The organism is Actinoplanes campanulatus (assembly GCF_014647795.1).
GTDB classification, from domain to species: domain Bacteria; phylum Actinomycetota; class Actinomycetes; order Mycobacteriales; family Micromonosporaceae; genus Actinoplanes; species Actinoplanes campanulatus.
Genome location: NZ_BMPW01000049.1, coordinates 1 through 17,372 on the forward strand (window position 1 = coordinate 1; position 17,372 = coordinate 17,372).

Genomic DNA, 17,372 nt, shown 5'->3' on the forward strand with positions numbered 1-17,372 from the left:
CAGTCTTGAACTCATGGCGGCGCCGGAGCGAAGCGGAGGTGACGGCATGAGCGAGCTGGCGTTCGGCGCCGGACCGCTGTCCCGGGCCGCCGCGACGGTGCACAACCTGCTCGTCGTCGAGGCGCTGCTCGTGGCCACCACCCTGCCCGGGCTCGTGGCGCTCCTGCTCGACCGGACCGTCAGCAACCTGCCGCTCGTCGCGTTGTGCGCGCTGCCGGTCGGGCCCGCCCTGTCGGCGGCGCTCTACGCGCTGCACCACCGCGGCAGCGACCTGACCGAACTCCGGCCGGCGGCGGCCTTCCTGCGCGGCTACCGTCTCAACGCCCGGGGCGCGCTGCTGGTCTGGGCGTTCTGGCTCGGCTGGATCACGGTTCTCGCGGTGAACCTGGCCAACCTGGGCGCGGCCGGGCTGCCCGGGTGGTGGGTGGCGCCGTCGCTGCTGGTGGGCGCCGCGGCGACGGAGTGGATGCTGAACGCTCTCGTGATCACCTCACTGTTCGCGTTCCGTTTCCGTGACGTGGCGCGCCTGGCCGCGTACCTCGTCATCCGGACGCCGGGCGTGAGCCTCGGCAACTGCTGTCTCGTGGTCGTGGTTCTCGGCGGCGTGCTGGCCAGTTCCGAGGCGGTCGTGGCGCTGGCCGGATCGGTGCTGGTCCTGGCACTGCTGCACAACAGCCGGCGGCTGATCGCCGTCGTCCGGAAGGAGTTCACCCGTTGAAGATCGGTTACGGCGGCGACTACAACCCGGAGCAGTGGCCGACAGATGTGTGGAAACAGGATTTTCGCCTGTTCGACGAGGCCCACATCGACACGCTCACGGTCGGGGTCTTCACCTGGGGCCTCACCCAGCCCGGACCGGACGTCTACGACTTCACCATGCTGGACCGGATCATCGACCGCGCCGCCGCCGAGGACCGCCGGCTCTGCCTCGCGACCGGAACCGGGGCGCACCCCGCCTGGCTCGCCAAACACCATCCGGAGGTGACCCGCACCGACTTCGAGGGACGCAAGCACCGGTACGGGCAGCGGCACAACTCCTGCCCCAGCTCCCCGGTCTTCCGGCGGCTCTCCACCGAGATGGCCCGCCGCCTCGCCCAGCGCTACGCCGGGAACCCGGCGGTCATCGCATGGCACGTCGGCAACGAGTACGGCGGCGCCTGCTACTGCGATCTGTGCGCCGACGGCTTCCGTGACTGGCTGCGCACCCGCTACGGCGATGTGGATGCGTTGAACGCGGCCTGGTACACCACCTTCTGGTCGCACACGTTCACCGACTGGGACCAGATCGAGCCGCCGTCCGCGCTCACCGAACACTGGCGCGGTCCCGACCACACCGCCTTCCAGGGCATCACCCTCGACTACCTGCGGTTCATGTCGGACGCGATGCTCGCCAACTTCCGCGACGAGAAGGCGGCGATCCGCGAATCCGACCCGCACACCCCGGTGACCACCAACTTCATGGGCCTGTACCGGCCGATCGACTACCACCGCTGGGCCCCGCACCTGGACTTCGCCTCCTGGGACAACTACCCGCCCGACGACCGCTCCCCGGCCCGGATGGCGCTCGCCCACGACCTGATGCGCGGCCTGAAGGACGGGCAGCCGTTCTGGCTCATGGAACAGACCCCGAGCGTCACCGCCTGCCGCGACGTCAACCCGCTGAAACGGCCCGGCGTGATGCGGCTGTGGAGCTGGCAGGCGGTCGCGCACGGCGCCGACGCGGTGCTGTTCTTCCAGATGCGGGCCGGGCGCGGGGCCAGCGAGAAGTACCACGGCGCGGTGATCGGCCACGCCGGCCGCGCGGACACCCGGGTGTTCCGTGAGGTGGCCGCGCTCGGCGCCGAACTGTCCGCCCTCGGTGGGGTCACGCTCGGCGCGCGGACCCCGGCCCGGGTGGCGCTGCTGTTCGACTGGGACTCGTGGTGGGCGCTGGAGATCTCCGACGGCCCGTCCCGGCTGGTCCGCTACCTGGACGTGGTCACCGCGTACCACCGGGCGCTGTGGACGCTCGGCGCCGACCTCGACGTGATTGGAGTGACCGCCCCGCTGGACGGCTACGACGTGGTGATCGCCCCGGCCCTGCACATGATCAAGGGCGATCTGGCCGAGCGGCTGTCGGCGGTCGCGTTCCGCGGCGGCTCGGTGGTCACCACGTTCCTGTCCGGGCGGGTCGACGAGAACGACAACGCGTTCCTCACCGACGTGCCCGGCCCGCTGGGCGCGCTGCTCGGAGTACGCGTGGACGAGTGGGACGCCCGCGAACCCGTTTACGTCAACCGGGTGCGGGTGGGCGACGCGACGTTCCAGTCCCGGCTGCTGTTCGAACTGGTCCTGCCGCAGGGCGCCGAGGTGGTCGGCCGGTACGAGGAGGACTGGTACGCCGGCACGGCCGCGATCACCCGCAACGACTTCGGCGCCGGTCATGGCTGGTACGTGGGCGCCGGCCTGGATTGCGCCGGCGTCACCTGGGTGGTCCGCCAGGTGCTGGAGCGGCACTGGCTGCTCGGCCCCTACCCGGATCTGGGCGAGGTCGAGACCGCGGTCCGCGTCGCCCCGGACGGCTCCCGCCTGCTGTTCATCCTCAACCACGGATCGTCGCCGGTCGACCTCCCTGCCGTCCCCGCCGGTATCAACCTGCTTCCGGGAGATCCGCTCGTTCTGGAACCCTACGGAGTGCGGATCGTCAATATGATCACATGATGTCGATGTCGTGACTCAACGAGCTACCTTGACGACGTGACAGACAGCCGGGACGACCGCATCGTGGCCGAATTCGGTGAGGGCCATGCCGTGGAGGACATCGCCGCGCGGTACGGCCTGACCGTGGCGCAGGTCTACATGGTGGTCGAGCGGGAGGTCCGCTTCGACCCGGCCCCGGCGTCGCCGTACTACGCGCCGCCCGCCCCGTCCTACCCTGACGTGGACACGATCGTGGCGGAATACGGCGCCGGCTACGACATTCAGTGGATCGCCCACAAACACCACCTCAGCGTCGACTGGATCTACTACCTGATCCACCAGGCCGTCCGCTAGAAACCCTTCGCCGGTCGAGCTCCGCGTTTCGTTTCCCTCTCCTCTTGTACGCGTGTCCTCGTCCCCGCCTGATCAGGGCCGTCCCGTTCGGTCGGCGCGTGCTTGCTGCCCGCTCCGGCCTGTGCCGCGCCCGCCGGGCTGAGTCCCTGCCGCTCCGCTGCGCGAAGCGGCCCTAATCGGGAGGAAGTAGGTCTACTTTCGAGTTAGATCGGTGTCGTCACCACCTCATCTGCTTTCACGAGGATGGGCGCGCACGGCGGCAGTGTCGTGGTCGCTCACGTGGCCTATCGCCGCGATGGCCACCCACGTGATGCCTTGCGTGTGCACTCACCTACGAGAACCGACCGGCCGGAACTCCGCGTGAGCGAGGGATCCCGTTCACCAGCCTTTGTGGAGGATAGAGGTGCCCAGAACAGCACGGATGTACCACGCACCCTTACGCACCCAAGATCATGATCACGGTGAGTGACTTCCGGCGGTTTCCCGTGGCGCGACCGGCATCAAACGTCACCACCCGCCTGGCGTGGGCGGTGTGACGGCCGTGAGCGGCGCCCCGGTTGCCTGGTGAGCACCGTGCCGTGCGTTCCGCCTGCTCGCGCCCGGTCGGGTCGGCGACCCGGAACGCGTGCAGGTGGACATCGAGCGGATCGATGTCGTCCGGTTCGATCTTCCCCTCGACGATGAACCCGAAGAAGGCGCGCAGGGCCAGTTCGCCCAGCTCCAGCGGGTGGAACGGAAGCGGGTAGGGATCCTCGGAGAACATCGGTTCGACGGGATGCTCGCCCGCCCGGTACGGCAGCTCGAAATCGTACGGTTCGCCGATGTTCTCCTCGATGCCGTCATCCGGGGAGAGGCACAGCGAGTGGACGAGTTCGCCGTCCTCACATACCGCGAAGCTCAGCGAGTCGGAGACCGAATGCATCCCGTGCATGATGATCCGCCGGCCCGCTCCGGCCTGGAGCAGCCGGTCCGGCAGCTCCGGGGGGGGGGGGGGGGGGAGATGACTGACCAGCCGCTGGTCGCAGAACAGCTCAGCGCCGGCCAGCACGGTCGCGTAGAGGTGTCCTCCGGCGGATAGCAGTAGTCACCGAGCGATCCGTCCCCGGTTGTCGAAGATCAACGCAGCCTACGGCCCCGCTCCTGGCATCTGGTGAAGGCCAGGTCGCCGGAACGCAGGTAGAGGGTCCAGCCTGTGTCGTCCTCGTATATGTCGAGTCCCATCCATTCGCTGCTGACCACATCGCTGTCGAGCCGTTCGACCTCGATGTCTATCGTCATGAGCTCGTCGGTCAGGAGGTCGGCGTCCCAGCTCCCGGCCGCGGCGGTGGGTGGCGGGTCGTCCCAGCGGCGCTGCCCGCCCGGGCCGGGTGTCGTGACGCGATGGCTGATCTGCCCCGCGAACACCGGGGACATGGGATCGATGGTGAAACGGCCGTCGGTCAACACGAGCCGGTCTCCGCGCGGCGAACACCAGGCGCCGAAGAAACCGCTCGCCGGTGGCGGTGCGGGCGGTTCCGCGATCGGCCTCGAGATGAAGCCGAGGGCGGCGAGGCCTACCGCGGCGACGCACAGGCCGAGGGCGAGGGCCACCCCGAGGGCCACTGCCAGATCACGCCGCATTGTCGCTCCTTCGATCGTCGAAGCGAGCCTGCGGGAATTTCGATCTTGATGGAAGGGCCTTCACCGACCCTGCCCGGACCTTCACAGCCGTTAGGCCGGGCGGCCGAGTGCCTTGCGGAGGAGTTCGGCCAGTTGGGCCTGCTCGTCGAGGGTGAGGTTGGACGTGGCCGCCCGGGCGAACTCGAAGGTCTTCTCGAAGGCGGCGTTGAGCTCGTCGCCGGCGGCGGTCCGGGTGAGGCGGCGGGACCGGCGGTCATGCGGGTCGGCGTGCCGTTCGACGAGTTCGCGGGCCTCCAGGCGGCTGACGATCTGGGTGATGTTGGAGGCGTCGCAGCCCAGCTCGTCGGCCAGCTCCCGCATCCCTCGGGGCCGGGCGATCCGGCCGAGCACGCAGGCCTGCGCGACGGTCATCCCGTGCCGGTCGGCGGCGACCTCGTAGGCGCGGTCGTAGGCGTCGACGAAGTCGAACATCGCGCGCTCGGCCTCGGTCGACGGGGAGACGGGACCGGAAGGGACGGCCATGCCCGAACTCTAACACTTGATTGACTCAAGCATTTGTGCCAGGGTGATGCTTGAGTCAATCAAGCATTTCTGGAGGTCGCTTCATGCCCGAAATCTTCGAGCCGGTGACGCTCGGCAAGCTGCAACTGCCGAGCCGCCTGCTGATGGCCCCGATGACACGAAGCCGTGCGTCCGCGGACGGCGTCGTCACGGCGCTGACCGCGGAGTACTACCGGCAGCGCGCCGGCGCGGGCCTGATCATCAGCGAGAGCATCCAGCCCAGCGTGATCGGGCAGGGTTACCTCCTGACCCCGGGGTTGCACACCGCCGACCAGGTCGAGGGGTGGCGTGCCGTCACCGGCGCGGTCCACGAGCGGGGTGGGCGGATCGTCGCCCAGCTCACCCACACCGGCCGGATCGGGCATCCGGTGCTCTACCCGAACGGGGAACTGCCGGTGGCGCCGTCCGCGGTCGCCTCCGGTGAGCAGCTGTTCAGCCTCGACGGGATGCTCGACCACCCGGTGCCCCGCGCGCTGACGACTGAGGACATCCATGCCACGGTCGCCGACTTCGCCGCCGCGGCCGGCAACGCCATCGACGCCGGGTTCGACGGTGTGGAGATCCACGGCGCCAACGGCTACCTGATCCACCAGTTCCTCGCCGACAACACCAACCTGCGCACCGACGCGTACGGCGGTCCGGTGGCGAACCGGATCCGCTTCGCCGTCGAGGTCGTCTCCGCGGTCGCCGACCGCATCGGCGCCGAGCGCACCGGCATCCGGCTGTCTCCGGGGAACCCGTTCAACAACGTCCGCGAGGCCGATCCGGCGCCGGTCTACCTGGCTCTGCTGGCGGCACTGGCCGGGCAGGGGCTGGCCTACGTTCACCTGATCGAGGGCGGCGACCGGGACCTGACCCGGCGACTGCGCGCTGCGTGGCCCGGCGCCCTGGTCCTCAACCCGCACCCGTCGGCGGAGGCGTACCCGGCCTCGCCCGAGTCGGCCGCGGAGGCGGTCGAGTCCGGGGTGGCGGACGCCGTCGCGCTGGCGACCCTGTGGCTGGCCAACCCGGATCTCGACGTCCGCATCCGGGCGGGCGGGCCGTACAACACCGCCGACCCGGCGACGTTCTACGGCGGCGACCACACCGGCTACACCGACTACCCGGCGCTCGGTCAGGACGGTTCCGAGTGAGCCGGCCGCACGCGCTCCTCGTCGTCGCCCACCCGCGCCCGGACTCGCTGACCACGGCCACCGCGGCCCGCGCCCGCGACACGCTGGCCGCCGGCGGCTGGACCGTCGACCTCCTGGACCTGTACCGGGAGGGCTTCGACCCGTCGCTGCGTCCCGACGACGAGCCCGACTGGGGCGACGCCGCCAAGGAGTACTCGGCCGAGGTGCGGGCGCACATGGCCCGGATCACCGCCGCCGACCTGATCGTGGTGGTCTTCCCGGTCTGGTGGTGGGGGCTGCCCGCGATCGCCAAGGGGTGGGTGGACCGGGTGTGGAACCGGGGATTCGCCTACGAGCCGTCCACCCTGGAGGGCAAGCGGATGCGCTGGGTCGGGCTGGCGGCCGGATCGGCGGCCCACTACACCACCCACGGTTTCGACAAGGCCATCGACCTGCAGCTGCGGGTGGGGATCTCGGAGTACTGCGGGATCACCGACGCGACCGTGCACCTGGTGTACGACACCCTCGGCGAGCCGGATGTGACCGGCATCGACGAGGTCCTGGCTAGTCCCGCCGGGTCAGCACCTGCGGGCCGGATTCGGTGATGGCGACCGTGTGCTCGGAGTGGGCGGTGCGGGAGCCGTCGGCCGAGCGGATCGTCCAGCCGTCCTCGTCGTACCGGATCTTGTCGGTGGTGCGGCAGAACCACGGCTCGATGGCGATCGTCAGGCCCGGGTCGAGGCGGATGCCGCGGCGGGCCCGGCCGTTGTTGGCGACGTGCGGGTCCTCGTGCATGGTGCGGCCGATGCCGTGGCCGCCGAACTCGCCGTTGACGCCGTAGCCGTACGAGCGGGCGGTCTCGCCGATCACCGCGGAGATGTCACCGAGGCGCCCGCCGGGCTGCGCGGCCGTGATGGCGGCCGCCAGGGCGACCTCGGTGGCCTCGATCAGCCTGAGATCGGCCGGGTCGGGCGTGCCGACGATCACGGAGATCGCGGAGTCGGCGACCCAGCCGTCGATCCCGACCGCCATGTCGATGCTGAGCAGGTCACCGTCGCGCAGCACGTAGTCGTGCGGCAGGCCGTGCAGCACCGCGTCGTTGACCGAGAGGCAGAGCACGTTGCGGAACGGTCCGCGGCCGAACGAGGGGGCGTAGTCCCAGTAGCAGGACTCGGCGCCGCGTTCCTTGATGCGGCGGCGGGCGTGGTGCTCGATGTCCATCAGGTTGACGCCGACGCCGGCGACACCGCTCAGTTCGGCGAGCAGTTCGCCGACGAACCGGCCGGTCACCGCCATCCGGCCGATCTCCTCGGTGGACTTGAGCTCGATCACGACAGCCTCCCCTTCGGTATTTTTATACCACGCTGCGGAGGGGAGGATATTCTGCTGGCATGGTTCGCCAACCGCTCACCGCCGAACAGATCGCCGCGGGCCGGCGCCTCGGTGCCGCACTGCGGGCCGCACGCGGTGGCCGTGGCCTCGTCGAGGTGGCCGTGGCGGCCGGCATCTCGCCCGAGACACTGCGCAAGATCGAGGCGGGCCGGCTGCCGGCGCCGGCGTTCGGCACCGTGGTGTGCCTGAGCCAGGCGCTGGGCGTACCCCTGAATGATCTTGCTGATGTCTGGCTGGCCGACATGCCGGCGCGGCAGGCCTCGTGAAGGACCGCGTCCGTGCCCGCCGGGAGGACGGCCCGGCGGGCACGGACGGCCGTCAGGGACGGCCCGCGAGACCGGCCTCGACCAGGGCGGGGAAGTAGCCCTTGGCCTGGCCCGCGGCGGTGGGGTGCAGGACCGTGTTGTCGCGGATGCCCTCGGCGCCGATCAGCCACGGGCGCGCCGTGCACAGCTCGTGCCCGGTGAACGGCCGCGCCACGTCGACGTAGCGGATCCGGGACTGCCTCGCGGCCTCGGCGATGGCCGCGTTGAGCTGGTGGATCACCTGGTTCGAGCGAACCCGCAGGGCCGGCTGGACCGGTACGCCGGCGCAGCGCCGGGTCCGGGCGAACGGCAGCGGGTACCCGGTCACCACGACCCGGGCGTTCGGCGCGGCGGTGGTGACCGTGCGGATCATCCGGGCGAGATCGCGCGGCAGGGTCGAGGACAGTTTGCGGTTGATCGCGGCGTAGCCGGTGCGGCAGGCGGCCACCCGGGCCGGGCTCTGGCAGGCCAGCAGGACCTGCTTGACGCCCAGGTCGTTGGCGCCGGCCGTGAGGGTGACCAGGTCCGTCTCCCGGCTCAGCGTGGCCGCCTGCCGGGTGGCGACATCGATGGTGGTCGCGCCGGAACAGGCCGCGAAGCGCAGCGTGATGGAGCCGCGCGCCTGCCGGGCGAGCAGGGTCGGGTAGGCGGCGGAACTCCGGCCGCAGGCGTCACCGGTGGCGGCGGCCCCGTGCCCGGCGGCGACGGAGTCGCCGAGCGCGACGTACTGGAGGGGGTCCGGCGCGGTGGCGCGGGCGGCGACGGCCGCGGGGGCGGCCCAGGCTGTCGAGGTCATCGCCATGGCCGCACAGGCGGCGACGACTCGACGGAAGATCGCGGTCGGGTAGGGCATCACGGACTCCGGCGGGGGGGGATCGTAAACGGACATCAGGAGCATAAAGGAGCAATCACCCCACCCGCATGAAGGGCGGCATGATATGGCACGGTGTCCGATATCGTGAGTCGTCGATGAGTTGCGGAGGCGTGCATGATCCACCCAGCCTGGCTGCCGTCCGAGGCGTTCCGGGCGATCGGCTCCCGGCGGGTCCTGGTCCAGGGCAGCGGGCCGCTGGCCGACACGGTCCGCCACGAGATCGCCCAGGCCTGCGCCCGGTTCGGCGGCATCGTCGTACCGGATCGAAAGACCGCGGAGCTGATCCTGTCGATCGCCGGCCCGGGCGGCGAGGGTTTTCGGCTCGGACGCCGCGGCGGCGCCACGGTGATCCGCGCCGACGGGCCGCCGGGCCTGCTCAACGGCCTCTTCGAGGTGGTCCGGCGCGGCGAACGCGCCTTCGACCCTGCCCTCGCCGACGAACGGCACGTGCCCGCGCTGGCCCGCCGCATGCTCGACCACTGGGACAACATCGACGTGCACCCGGTGATGGGCCAGGTCGAGCGCGGCTACTCCGGCGGCTCGCTCTTCTGGCAGGACGGGCGGCCGCGCGATCTCGGCAGGGTCCGCGACTACGCCCGGCTGCTCGCCGCCTCCGGCGTCAACGCCGTCGCGATCAACAACGTCAACGTCCACACCACCGAGACCCGCCTGCTCACCGATCGGCTCACCGAGGTCGCGGCTCTCGCTTCAACCTTTCGGGTGTACGGGATTCGCGTCCACCTGTCGGTCAACTTCGCGGCCCCCGTGATCCTCGGCGACCTGTCCACCGCCGACCCCGCCGACGAGGCCGTCCGCGCCTGGTGGAAGAGCACCACGGCACGGGTGTACGAGGCGGTCCCCGACCTCGGCGGCTACCTGGTGAAAGCCGACTCGGAGGGGCAGCCCGGCCCGTTCACCTACGGCCGCAGCCACGCCGACGGGGCGAACATGCTGGCCGAGGCCCTGGAGCCGTACGGCGGGGTGGTCCACTGGCGGGCCTTCGTCTACAACCACCGGCAGGACTGGCGGGACCGCTCCACCGATCGCGCGCGGGCCGCCCACGACCACTTCGCAGGCCTGGACGGCGCGTTCCGGGACAACGTGATCCTCCAGGTCAAGCACGGTCCGATGGACTTCCAGACGCGCGAGCCGATCTCCCCGGCGCTGCTCGGCATGCCGTCCACCCGGCTGGCCGTGGAGTTGCAGGTCACCGGGGAGTACACCGGCCAGCAGCGGCACGTCTGCTACCTGCCGCCGATGTGGAGCGAGGTGCTGCGGGCGGTCGCCGGTCACGTGTCCGGGCTGGCCGCCGTCTCGAACGCCGGCGACGACCCGTTCTGGACCGGCCACCCCCTGGCCCAGGCCAACCTGTACGCGGTGGGCCGTCTCGCCTGGAACCCCGCCCGCGACCCGATCGCGATCCTCGACGAGTGGATCGACCTGACCTTCCCCGGAGCCGCTGCGGAGCTGCGTGACGTCCTGCACGACCTGATGGACGAGTCCTGGCAGACCTACGAGCAGTACACCGCCCCGCTGGGCGTCGGCTTCATGGTCCGCCCCGGCCACCACTACGGCCCCGACGTGGACGGCTACGAGTACACGCCGTGGGGCACCTACCACTTCGCCGACCGCGACGGCGTCGGCGTGGACCGGACCGTCGCCACCGGGACCGGCTTCACCGCCCAGTACCCGCCCGCGTGGGCCGACCGCTACGAGTCACTCGCCACCTGCCCCGACGAGCTGCTGCTCTTCTTCCACCACGTGCCGTACGGCCACGTCCTGCACAGCGGCGTCACGGTGATCCAGCACGTCTACGACACCCACTTCGCCGGCGCCCACCGGGTCACCGCCATGCGCGACCGCTGGCAGGAGGCGGCCGGCCTGGTCGATCCCGCCCTGCACGCCCGCGTCACCGAACGCCTCGACGAACAGCAGCGCAGCGCCGACGAGTGGCGCGACCAGATCAACACCTACTTCTACCGCAAGTCCGGCGTCCCCGACGCCCACGGTCGTCCCATCCACTGACCCCGTCCCCTACGGTCGGGTGGTCGCGCGGGTGACCACCCGCCACGCATCGCGGTAGGACGTCCGCGGGACCTGCCCGAGCACCGCCCGCGCGCAGTCGGCGCCCTGGTCCCGCAGCGACTGCGCCACCGTGGTGAGACCGGCCGGCGCGGCCGCGTCGCTGTCGTCCCAGCCGGTCACCGCCACATCGGCGGGCACCCGCAGACCCGCGCTCGCCGCCGCCCGCAGCGCCCCGAGGGCCAGTTCGTCGCTCATCGCGGCGATCGCGTCCGGCGGGTCGGCGCCGCGGAACAGCTCGGCCGCGAACGCCTCGCCCTCGGCGGCGTGGTTGAGGGGGCACGCCGCCAGCCGCAGGTCGACGGCCGCGTGGTCCCAGGCCTCCCGGAAGCCCTCCCAGCGCCGGCGCGTGACGTGGTAGCGGATCTCCCCGACCCGGTCACCGGTGAGCAACTGCCGGGTGCGGTCGCGGTCGAGCGGGAACCCGAGCACGACCGGCCGCCGGGCCGCCGCGAACGCCACCCGCCCGATCGCGACGGCCGCCGACCGGTCGTCGACGCCGATCGCCGGCAGGCCGGGGCGTTCCGGGCCGGCGTGGATGATCGCGGGCAGGCCGGTGCCGGTGACCGCGTCCAGGATCGGGTCGTCGTCGCTGGTCGTCCACACGACGAAACCGTCCACGGCGGCCTGCGCGACCCGCTGCGCGTCGGTGGCGGCGCCGGTCACCGGGACCAGGGTGAGGCCCACCCCTTCGGCGGCGCAGACATCGGACACCCCGGCCAGGAAGCGGGCCGCCTGCGGATCGTCGAACGCGTAGCTCAACCGCTCGCCGAGCACCACACCGAGCGAGCCGACCCGCCCGCGGCGCAGCGACCGGGCGGCCGGGTGCGGGCCGGGATAGCCGAGCTGCCGGGCGGCGGCGCGCACCTTCTCGGCGGTCTCGGCGGAGACCCGTTCCGGTTGGGAGTACGTGTACGACACCGACATGGGTGACACGCCGGCGGCCCGGGCGACCTCGCCCATGGTCGGTCGTCGTTTGGAGTTGCCGGAGTCGCGTGCCATGTCGCACACTCTACTTGTGTATCGTTACACAGCCTTCGTACGGGACGCGCCGACCGTCCTCTCCTACGCCGTGCTCGGCTCCTTCACCTTCTGGCTGTACGCGTTCGGCCCCGCCGTCACCCTGCTCCGCGACGAGCTCGGGTTCTCGTACACGCTGCTCGGCTTCTACTCGGTGCTCTGGTCGCTGGGCTCCGCGGCCGCCGGCGCCGGGTTCGCCCTCGCGGCCCGCCGCCTGCCCCGCGCCGTGCTGCTCTGGGGCTCGGCCGCGATCAACACGGTCGCGGCGGCGATGTTCACCCTGGGCCGGGGCGTGCCGGTCACGCTGTGCGCCGCCGTCCTGTTCGGCGTGGGCGGCGCCGCCCTGGTCGCCGTGACCCAGGCGATCCTCTCCGACCGGCACGGCAGCCGCCGCGACCAGGCGCTGACCGAGGCCAACATCGGCGCGGGCGCGTCCGCCGTGTTCGCGCCACTGATCCTCGGCGCATTGGCGGCCGGCGCGCTCGGCTGGCGGGTGGCGTTCGCCCTGCCGGCCGTCTGCCTGCTGGCGCTCTACCTGCGCTATCGCGGCACCGCGCTGCCCGCCGCGACGCGACACCGGTCCGGCGAGGAACCCGGCCGCCTACCGCCGGCAGCCTGGCTCTTCGCCGTGCTGACCGCATTGAGCGCGGCCATCGAGTTCTGCCTGGTCTACTTCGGCCCGCAGATGCTGCTCACCACCGGCCTGTCCGCGACGGCCGCCAGCACCGCGCTGAGCGCCAACTACCTCGGCATCCTGATCGGGCGCACGCTGGGCGCGGCGGTCACCCGCCGTCCCGGGCGGAGCATTCCCCTTCTGTACGCATCGCTGGCGCTGACCGGCGGCGCGTTCCTGATGTTCTGGCTCGCCGACCACCCGGTTCCGGCCATCGTGGGCCTGTTCCTGTGCGGCGCCGGCGTCGCCAACCTGTACCCGCTGGCCGTCGGCCTCACCCTGGACGCCGCGCCCGGCCAGGGCGACACCGCCAACGCGCGATCCCAGGTGGCACTCGGCCTGGTCACGGCGGCGTCGCCCGTCCTGCTCGGCACTCTCGCTGATCGGTACGGACTGAGCGCGGCCTTCGTACTCGAACCGGTCTTGATCGTCCTGTCCGCGGCCCTGCTCTGGACCGGCCTGCGCGCCCACCGCCGCGCTGTTCCAGCCGAACCCGGTCGATGAGGCCCTGTCAGTCGAGCTGCACCCGGTCGATGAGGCCCGCCGCGGTGAACGCCTTGACCAGGGCGTCGCGGCCCTCGGTGAAGTGCGCCCAGCTGTTGAAGTGCACCAGGACGATCCGCCGCGCGCCGAGGATCCGGGCGGCCTCGGCGGCCTGCTCGCTGTCGAGGGTGAGCAGCGCCCCGTCGAACAGCGGGGTCCGCACCGCCCCGGCGAACAGCAGCGCCGCGTCGATCGGCCCGAACCGCTCGGCGACCTGTTCGACCAGCTCCAGAGCGGCGTTGTCCCCGCTCACGTAGACCGACGGCAATCCGTCACCGGTCAACACGAATCCGGTCACCTCACCGGTGATCGGCTCGCACCCGGCCGGGCCGTGCCGGGCCGGGACACCGGTGATCGTCACCGCGCCGACCTGGACGGACTCCCACGGGGCGAGACCGCGGGCGGTGCCGCCGAGCCGTTCCGCGCCGCTGACCGTGGTGAGGGTGAGCGGAACGTCGGCGAGCAGGGCGCGGCCGGAGTCGTCCAGGTTGTCGGCGTGCTGGTCGTGCGAGAGCAGCACCACGTCGATCCGGCCGAGGGAGTCCGGCGAGGCCGCGGGCGGGGCCAGCTTGGTGAGGGTGGTGCCGCTGGGCGAGGTGTAGCTGCCCGGCTCGTCGAAGGTGGGGTCGGTGAGCAGGCGCAGGCCGCCGTACTCGAACAGGGCGGTCGGGCCGCCGAAAGCCTCTACAGGGATGACCTCAGACATGGAAACCTCACGGATATAAGGGCCGTCATCCGTGAAGTTAGCCGTTTGTCACGGATAAACGCAAGCTGTACCGTGAGTCTCGTGATTCCCGCAGCGCCCGGCGCCGACCGCTACCCCGGTCTCGACCTCGCCAACAGCCGGCTCTCGATGCCCGCCGGCCAGGCCGTCGACCTGCTCGGCACCCCGGAGGACGCCACCCGCTGGCTGATCGAGCGGGATTTGGCCCCGGCCGGCACCGTCCTGCACGAGATCTGCGCGGGCCGGCTGCGCGCCCTACGGGAGCGGATCAGGGACCTGTTCGCGGCCCACCTCCAGGGCACCGAGCCGCCGGCCGGGTCGCTGGCCGCGATCAACACGGCCCTCACCCGGGTCCCGACCGCCGCCGAACTCCGGTGGGACCCGGCCGCCGGCCTGCACCGGGCCGCCCCGCATCCGACCGACCAGGCCGTCGACCACGCCCTCGGGGTGCTGGCGGCCTCCGCCGCCGACCTGCTCACCGGCGCCGACGCGGCCCGCCTGACCGCCTGCGACTCCAGCCCGTGCATCCGCTACCTGCTGCGCACCGGCCGCCGCCACTGGTGCTCGGTCCGCTGCGGCGACCGCGCCCGCGCGGCCCGCGCCTACGCCCGCCGCACCGACCGAACCTGACGACACCATCGCTTGGCAAATGGCTTCCGTCGCGACCCATCAGTGTCCGGCAGAAACTGCCTGGAACGCTCTCGCCTCACCGAAATACCATGCGAAGAGCGAGCAGCAAGTTCGAGCGTCGAGTAGGAGAGCTTGAACACATCCTGGCTCTTGAAGCTAATCAGTGAGGCACGCTCGGAAGCAGCCTTTCCCACGCTGGCCGAGCAGCTGTATAAACTCGATTCCAGCCTGCTGTGGAAGGCACGGGTGAGCGGGATTCTCCAAGAATGGCCCGGGTTCTGACCCGACCATATCGCCACATCGCCGAGACGCTGCTCAGCGATCAGTCGAAGTCGAAGATGCTGTTCTTGTCGTAAAAATGGAGGACGTAGCGACAACGGACACAAATCATCAAGGTCATGCGATGACTGGTGAGTCCCCACCGACTGTCTTGACGAGACTCCTCCTGCCGGAAATCCGTTCCGCGACATAGTGGGCAAGCGAGCTGCGGTTCCGTCACACCGACTATCGTAGCGGGAGGATGCAATCCGGCCCTTCGGATAGTCTCATTCGCCGAAGAGAGCGAACGTCAATGGGACGTCATGGGGCGATCCGGCAGGATCCGCTGTACGCGGTTCGGCCGGGCGACAGTTTTCATCTCGACGAATTGTCACCGAACTCGTCGCGGCCGGCCGTGGCTCTTCTCGGCACCCGGGCAAGGGCGTCCAACCCACCGCCGGGCCGCGGCACACCGGCGGCCGGAGCAGGGCCATGTGCATGGCAGACCGGCGCTATCCGTCGACCGGCCTGCGGGTCGCCGCGGCATATCCGGCGGTCGTCACGCCCACGGCCACGCCCCAGCCGAGGAAGACCAGCAGCGTGGCGATCGTCGCCCAGCCCTCACGGACCTGCGCCCAGCTCTGCTCCCCGTCCAGCACCTGCCCGGCGAACACCCCGAAACTCAACACGCCGTACGTCGCCAGCGTGATCGCCACGGTCCCGGCCGGCAGCACCGCCAGCAACCGCGGAACCCGCCGGCCGCCCAACCCCGGCACCCACGGCGGAAACTGCTGCCCCCACCGCTGCACCAGCCCGAGCACCAGCAGCCCCGCCAGCGGCGGCACCACGGTGATCGCCACCCCGGTCGCCGTCGACAGGTCCCCGTCGGCGCCGCTCAGCTTCTGCCCGGAGATCCCGAACGGCACCCCGAGCACCCACAGCCCGTGCGGCACGGCCCAGCCCACGATCGGCAGCGCCACCGCCAGGTAGGCCCAGCGTCGCGCCCACCCCGGCACCGGCTGGAACCCGGTCGGCGCCGGTCCGCGCGGCGGTCCCACCGCGTTCGCCAGCCCGGCGAAGGCGATGCCACCGACCAGCAACGCGACCCGGCCCCCGATATCCGCCAGTCGGTGGGATGCCCGGCGACTCCCGCCGGAATCTCGAAGAGCAGATGCAGCGGAAAAGCCAGGACCAGCAAAATCACGGCGGCCACCCAGGTCACGGCAGGCTTCCACCGATCCGCGTACGCGATGAGCAGCGCAAGCACAACGCAGAGGCCGAGCGCGCCCCACCCGGCGCCGAACGGCACCGCGACCACCTGGTCGGCACCACACCCGCCGACCGGATGATCTCCGAGACTGGTCCGGTCACAGGCGGTGTACCCCCAACGGCCACCGGCGATCCAGGACAGCCGGAGCACCACCTCACCGGCAACGAACACCACGCAGGCGGCCGCAAAGACTCGACGTAGCGACATGCGTCGATCCTGTGAGATGCCCGCTGTGAACCAGCTGAACCGCCCTCAGCCGCTTCCCAGCACCGACCGGCCGCAGGCTTGTCGAAGACCCATAGGAACGACGTGACCGCGTCACCCCAACCGACCCGAGCGGCGACGAATCCACTCGCCCAGCCTGAGATCACAGCTGGAAGTTCCTCCGGTCACCATCGAGACCTCTACTACATCGCCGAGGAGAGTGCGCTATCAACCAACAAGGCAGGAAGCGCCAGCATGCCTGAGCGGGTCCCCAAAAGTTTCTCGATTGACCCTTATCGGGGACGGACAAATCGACTCAGAATGGGGCAATAAAAAAGGGCGGACAATGTCCGCCAATAACAGGAAAAACGCTAGATCAAGATGTGGCTAGATCAAATTAGCGGCCGTCGTTCAGTTGACGCTGCTTTCGCCACCGCCAAACCTTCCGACCGTACTTGAACCCTTTAGTACCAAGATCTACAGCAATCCTGACCAACATGTACCAGAACGACAAATCGTCTATCACTGATTACCTCCACTAGGTGAGCTACCGGAGCCTGATCAAGGAATCTTGGTCAAGCTTCGGCAACCCACGAAGTGGACCTCCCACGATATCGCACCTGATTTCGGGGCGCCAGAGCAGGACGCGTGATCATTTCCGAGTCGCATCAGGCGAGCACTGCTGAAAGATCACGCCCGGGTGGGTGGGGTGGGCAATTCATACCTACGCGGTGTCTCGGCCCGAGGCGCCCTCCGAACGTCTCGTGCGGGCCGCTCGCGCTCTTCCCATCGCAGCATCGCCAGTTATCGCGAGGCGATCGCGGAGAGCGGCACCCACATCCGTGCCGCCGCGATCGAGAAATCCGCAGTGCCCATCCGGTGGCCGACGAACACCGATCGCTTCGCTGGTGCTCGCTCAATGACCAGTGAGACCGCCCGGCATGCCGGGCACGCCGATGTATTGCAGAGCTCATCGACGGTGCCACCGGACGCTGAACCAGCCCGACCGGGCACTGTTCCGCCCCGGGTTTGATGGAGACATCGAAACCTGGGAGAAGATTCAGCTATGCC

19 protein-coding genes are annotated in these 17,372 nt (G+C 70.5%); 11 read left to right on the forward strand and 8 right to left on the reverse strand.

The features are described 5' to 3' along the window. The first annotated feature begins 46 nt into the window (after positions 1–46). The 3 genes from IEZ13_RS45385 to IEZ13_RS45395 are packed head-to-tail and all read left to right on the forward strand — an operon-like array spanning position 47 to position 3,033. Complete coding sequence (locus tag IEZ13_RS45385) at positions 47–718, forward strand: hypothetical protein (protein WP_183227399.1); 672 nt, start codon at positions 47–49, stop codon at positions 716–718. Next, a complete protein-coding gene (locus IEZ13_RS45390) occupies positions 715–2,700 on the forward strand; it encodes a beta-galactosidase (protein ID WP_183227401.1) in 1,986 nt (661 codons plus the stop codon). Before IEZ13_RS45385 ends, IEZ13_RS45390 begins: the two co-directional genes overlap by 4 nt. A gap of 36 nt (positions 2,701–2,736) precedes the next feature. Further along, positions 2,737–3,033, forward strand: a complete 297-nt coding sequence (locus IEZ13_RS45395) for a hypothetical protein (protein WP_183227403.1) — start codon at positions 2,737–2,739, stop codon at positions 3,031–3,033. A 436-nt stretch (positions 3,034–3,469) separates the two neighbouring features. Here the strand turns inward: IEZ13_RS45395 and IEZ13_RS45400 are convergent, their stop codons facing one another. From IEZ13_RS45400 to IEZ13_RS45410, 3 genes are all read right to left on the reverse strand, one after another. Further along, positions 3,470–4,081: a DUF6928 family protein gene (locus IEZ13_RS45400; RefSeq protein ID WP_189285793.1), complete on the reverse strand. Its 612-nt coding sequence runs from the start codon at positions 4,079–4,081 to the stop codon at positions 3,470–3,472. A gap of 68 nt (positions 4,082–4,149) precedes the next feature. Next, a complete protein-coding gene (locus tag IEZ13_RS45405; protein WP_183227407.1) occupies positions 4,150–4,653 on the reverse strand; it encodes a hypothetical protein in 504 nt (167 codons plus the stop codon). A gap of 90 nt (positions 4,654–4,743) precedes the next feature. Beyond that, the gene (locus IEZ13_RS45410; protein WP_183227409.1) at positions 4,744–5,175 is read right to left on the reverse strand and encodes a MarR family winged helix-turn-helix transcriptional regulator; all 432 of its coding nucleotides are present in this window, start codon (positions 5,173–5,175) and stop codon (positions 4,744–4,746) included. 83 nt (positions 5,176–5,258) lie between these two features. On the opposite strand from IEZ13_RS45410, the gene IEZ13_RS45415 reads away from it, so the two are divergent. Then, positions 5,259–6,347, forward strand: coding sequence for an alkene reductase (locus tag IEZ13_RS45415; protein ID WP_183227411.1), 1,089 nt, complete (start codon positions 5,259–5,261; stop codon positions 6,345–6,347). Further along, complete coding sequence (locus IEZ13_RS45420) at positions 6,344–6,931, forward strand: NAD(P)H oxidoreductase (RefSeq protein WP_183227413.1); 588 nt, start codon at positions 6,344–6,346, stop codon at positions 6,929–6,931. Before IEZ13_RS45415 ends, IEZ13_RS45420 begins: the two co-directional genes overlap by 4 nt. Here IEZ13_RS45420 and map read toward each other — a convergent pair. Continuing rightward, the gene (gene map / locus IEZ13_RS45425) at positions 6,891–7,658 is read right to left on the reverse strand and encodes a type I methionyl aminopeptidase (RefSeq protein ID WP_183227415.1); all 768 of its coding nucleotides are present in this window, start codon (positions 7,656–7,658) and stop codon (positions 6,891–6,893) included. The genes IEZ13_RS45420 and map overlap by 41 nt on opposite strands. Positions 7,659–7,717: 59 nt before the next feature. On the opposite strand from map, the gene IEZ13_RS45430 reads away from it, so the two are divergent. Then, a complete protein-coding gene (locus tag IEZ13_RS45430; RefSeq protein WP_183227417.1) occupies positions 7,718–7,984 on the forward strand; it encodes a helix-turn-helix domain-containing protein in 267 nt (88 codons plus the stop codon). Between the two features lie 52 nt (positions 7,985–8,036). Here the strand turns inward: IEZ13_RS45430 and IEZ13_RS45435 are convergent, their stop codons facing one another. Next, the gene (locus IEZ13_RS45435) at positions 8,037–8,876 is read right to left on the reverse strand and encodes an SGNH/GDSL hydrolase family protein (protein ID WP_183227419.1); all 840 of its coding nucleotides are present in this window, start codon (positions 8,874–8,876) and stop codon (positions 8,037–8,039) included. Positions 8,877–9,011: 135 nt separating this feature from the next. Between IEZ13_RS45435 and IEZ13_RS45440 the strand changes: the two genes are divergently transcribed. Continuing rightward, the gene (locus IEZ13_RS45440) at positions 9,012–10,922 is read left to right on the forward strand and encodes an alpha-glucuronidase (RefSeq protein WP_183227421.1); all 1,911 of its coding nucleotides are present in this window, start codon (positions 9,012–9,014) and stop codon (positions 10,920–10,922) included. A gap of 9 nt (positions 10,923–10,931) precedes the next feature. Here the strand turns inward: IEZ13_RS45440 and IEZ13_RS45445 are convergent, their stop codons facing one another. Then, entirely contained in the window at positions 10,932–11,981 is a 1,050-nt protein-coding gene (locus tag IEZ13_RS45445; RefSeq protein ID WP_183227423.1) for a LacI family DNA-binding transcriptional regulator, read from the reverse strand. Positions 11,982–11,997: 16 nt separating this feature from the next. Between IEZ13_RS45445 and IEZ13_RS45450 the strand changes: the two genes are divergently transcribed. Beyond that, complete coding sequence (locus IEZ13_RS45450; RefSeq protein ID WP_183227425.1) at positions 11,998–13,176, forward strand: MFS transporter; 1,179 nt, start codon at positions 11,998–12,000, stop codon at positions 13,174–13,176. A gap of 7 nt (positions 13,177–13,183) precedes the next feature. On the opposite strand, the gene IEZ13_RS45455 is transcribed toward IEZ13_RS45450, so the two are convergent. Then, a complete protein-coding gene (locus IEZ13_RS45455; protein WP_183227427.1) occupies positions 13,184–13,921 on the reverse strand; it encodes an MBL fold metallo-hydrolase in 738 nt (245 codons plus the stop codon). A gap of 45 nt (positions 13,922–13,966) precedes the next feature. Here IEZ13_RS45455 and IEZ13_RS45460 point away from each other — a divergent pair, with 45 nt between their 5' ends. After that, positions 13,967–14,569 carry a CGNR zinc finger domain-containing protein gene (locus IEZ13_RS45460; RefSeq protein ID WP_221246333.1) on the forward strand — a complete coding sequence of 201 codons (603 nt, stop codon included), beginning with the start codon at positions 13,967–13,969 and terminating at the stop codon, positions 14,567–14,569. 770 nt (positions 14,570–15,339) lie between these two features. Here the strand turns inward: IEZ13_RS45460 and IEZ13_RS45465 are convergent. Next, the gene (locus tag IEZ13_RS45465; RefSeq protein WP_183227429.1) at positions 15,340–15,927 is read right to left on the reverse strand and encodes a hypothetical protein; all 588 of its coding nucleotides are present in this window, start codon (positions 15,925–15,927) and stop codon (positions 15,340–15,342) included. Positions 15,928–15,962: 35 nt separating this feature from the next. On the opposite strand from IEZ13_RS45465, the gene IEZ13_RS45470 reads away from it, so the two are divergent. Both IEZ13_RS45470 and IEZ13_RS48140 read left to right on the forward strand, forming a co-directional pair. Beyond that, positions 15,963–16,298 carry a hypothetical protein gene (locus IEZ13_RS45470; RefSeq protein ID WP_183227431.1) on the forward strand — a complete coding sequence of 112 codons (336 nt, stop codon included), beginning with the start codon at positions 15,963–15,965 and terminating at the stop codon, positions 16,296–16,298. 712 nt (positions 16,299–17,010) lie between these two features. Next, on the forward strand, positions 17,011–17,334 hold the full coding sequence (locus IEZ13_RS48140; RefSeq protein ID WP_183227433.1) for a mycothiol transferase: 324 nt from the start codon (positions 17,011–17,013) through the stop codon (positions 17,332–17,334). The last annotated feature ends 38 nt before the right edge of the window (positions 17,335–17,372 follow it).

Coding starts and splice junctions, on each gene's coding strand:
- IEZ13_RS45405 (WP_183227407.1), bottom strand. CDS start 4,653: ATGCGGCGTGATCTGGCAGTGGCCCTCGGGGTGGCCCTCGCCCTCGGC.
- IEZ13_RS45430 (WP_183227417.1), top strand. CDS start 7,718: ATGGTTCGCCAACCGCTCACCGCCGAACAGATCGCCGCGGGCCGGCGC.
- IEZ13_RS45470 (WP_183227431.1), top strand. CDS start 15,963: ATGCCCGGCGACTCCCGCCGGAATCTCGAAGAGCAGATGCAGCGGAAA.
- IEZ13_RS45445 (WP_183227423.1), bottom strand. CDS start 11,981: ATGGCACGCGACTCCGGCAACTCCAAACGACGACCGACCATGGGCGAG.
- IEZ13_RS45435 (WP_183227419.1), bottom strand. CDS start 8,876: ATGCCCTACCCGACCGCGATCTTCCGTCGAGTCGTCGCCGCCTGTGCG.
- IEZ13_RS45410 (WP_183227409.1), bottom strand. CDS start 5,175: ATGGCCGTCCCTTCCGGTCCCGTCTCCCCGTCGACCGAGGCCGAGCGC.
- IEZ13_RS45455 (WP_183227427.1), bottom strand. CDS start 13,921: ATGTCTGAGGTCATCCCTGTAGAGGCTTTCGGCGGCCCGACCGCCCTG.
- IEZ13_RS45385 (WP_183227399.1), top strand. CDS start 47: ATGAGCGAGCTGGCGTTCGGCGCCGGACCGCTGTCCCGGGCCGCCGCG.
- IEZ13_RS45415 (WP_183227411.1), top strand. CDS start 5,259: ATGCCCGAAATCTTCGAGCCGGTGACGCTCGGCAAGCTGCAACTGCCG.
- IEZ13_RS45440 (WP_183227421.1), top strand. CDS start 9,012: ATGATCCACCCAGCCTGGCTGCCGTCCGAGGCGTTCCGGGCGATCGGC.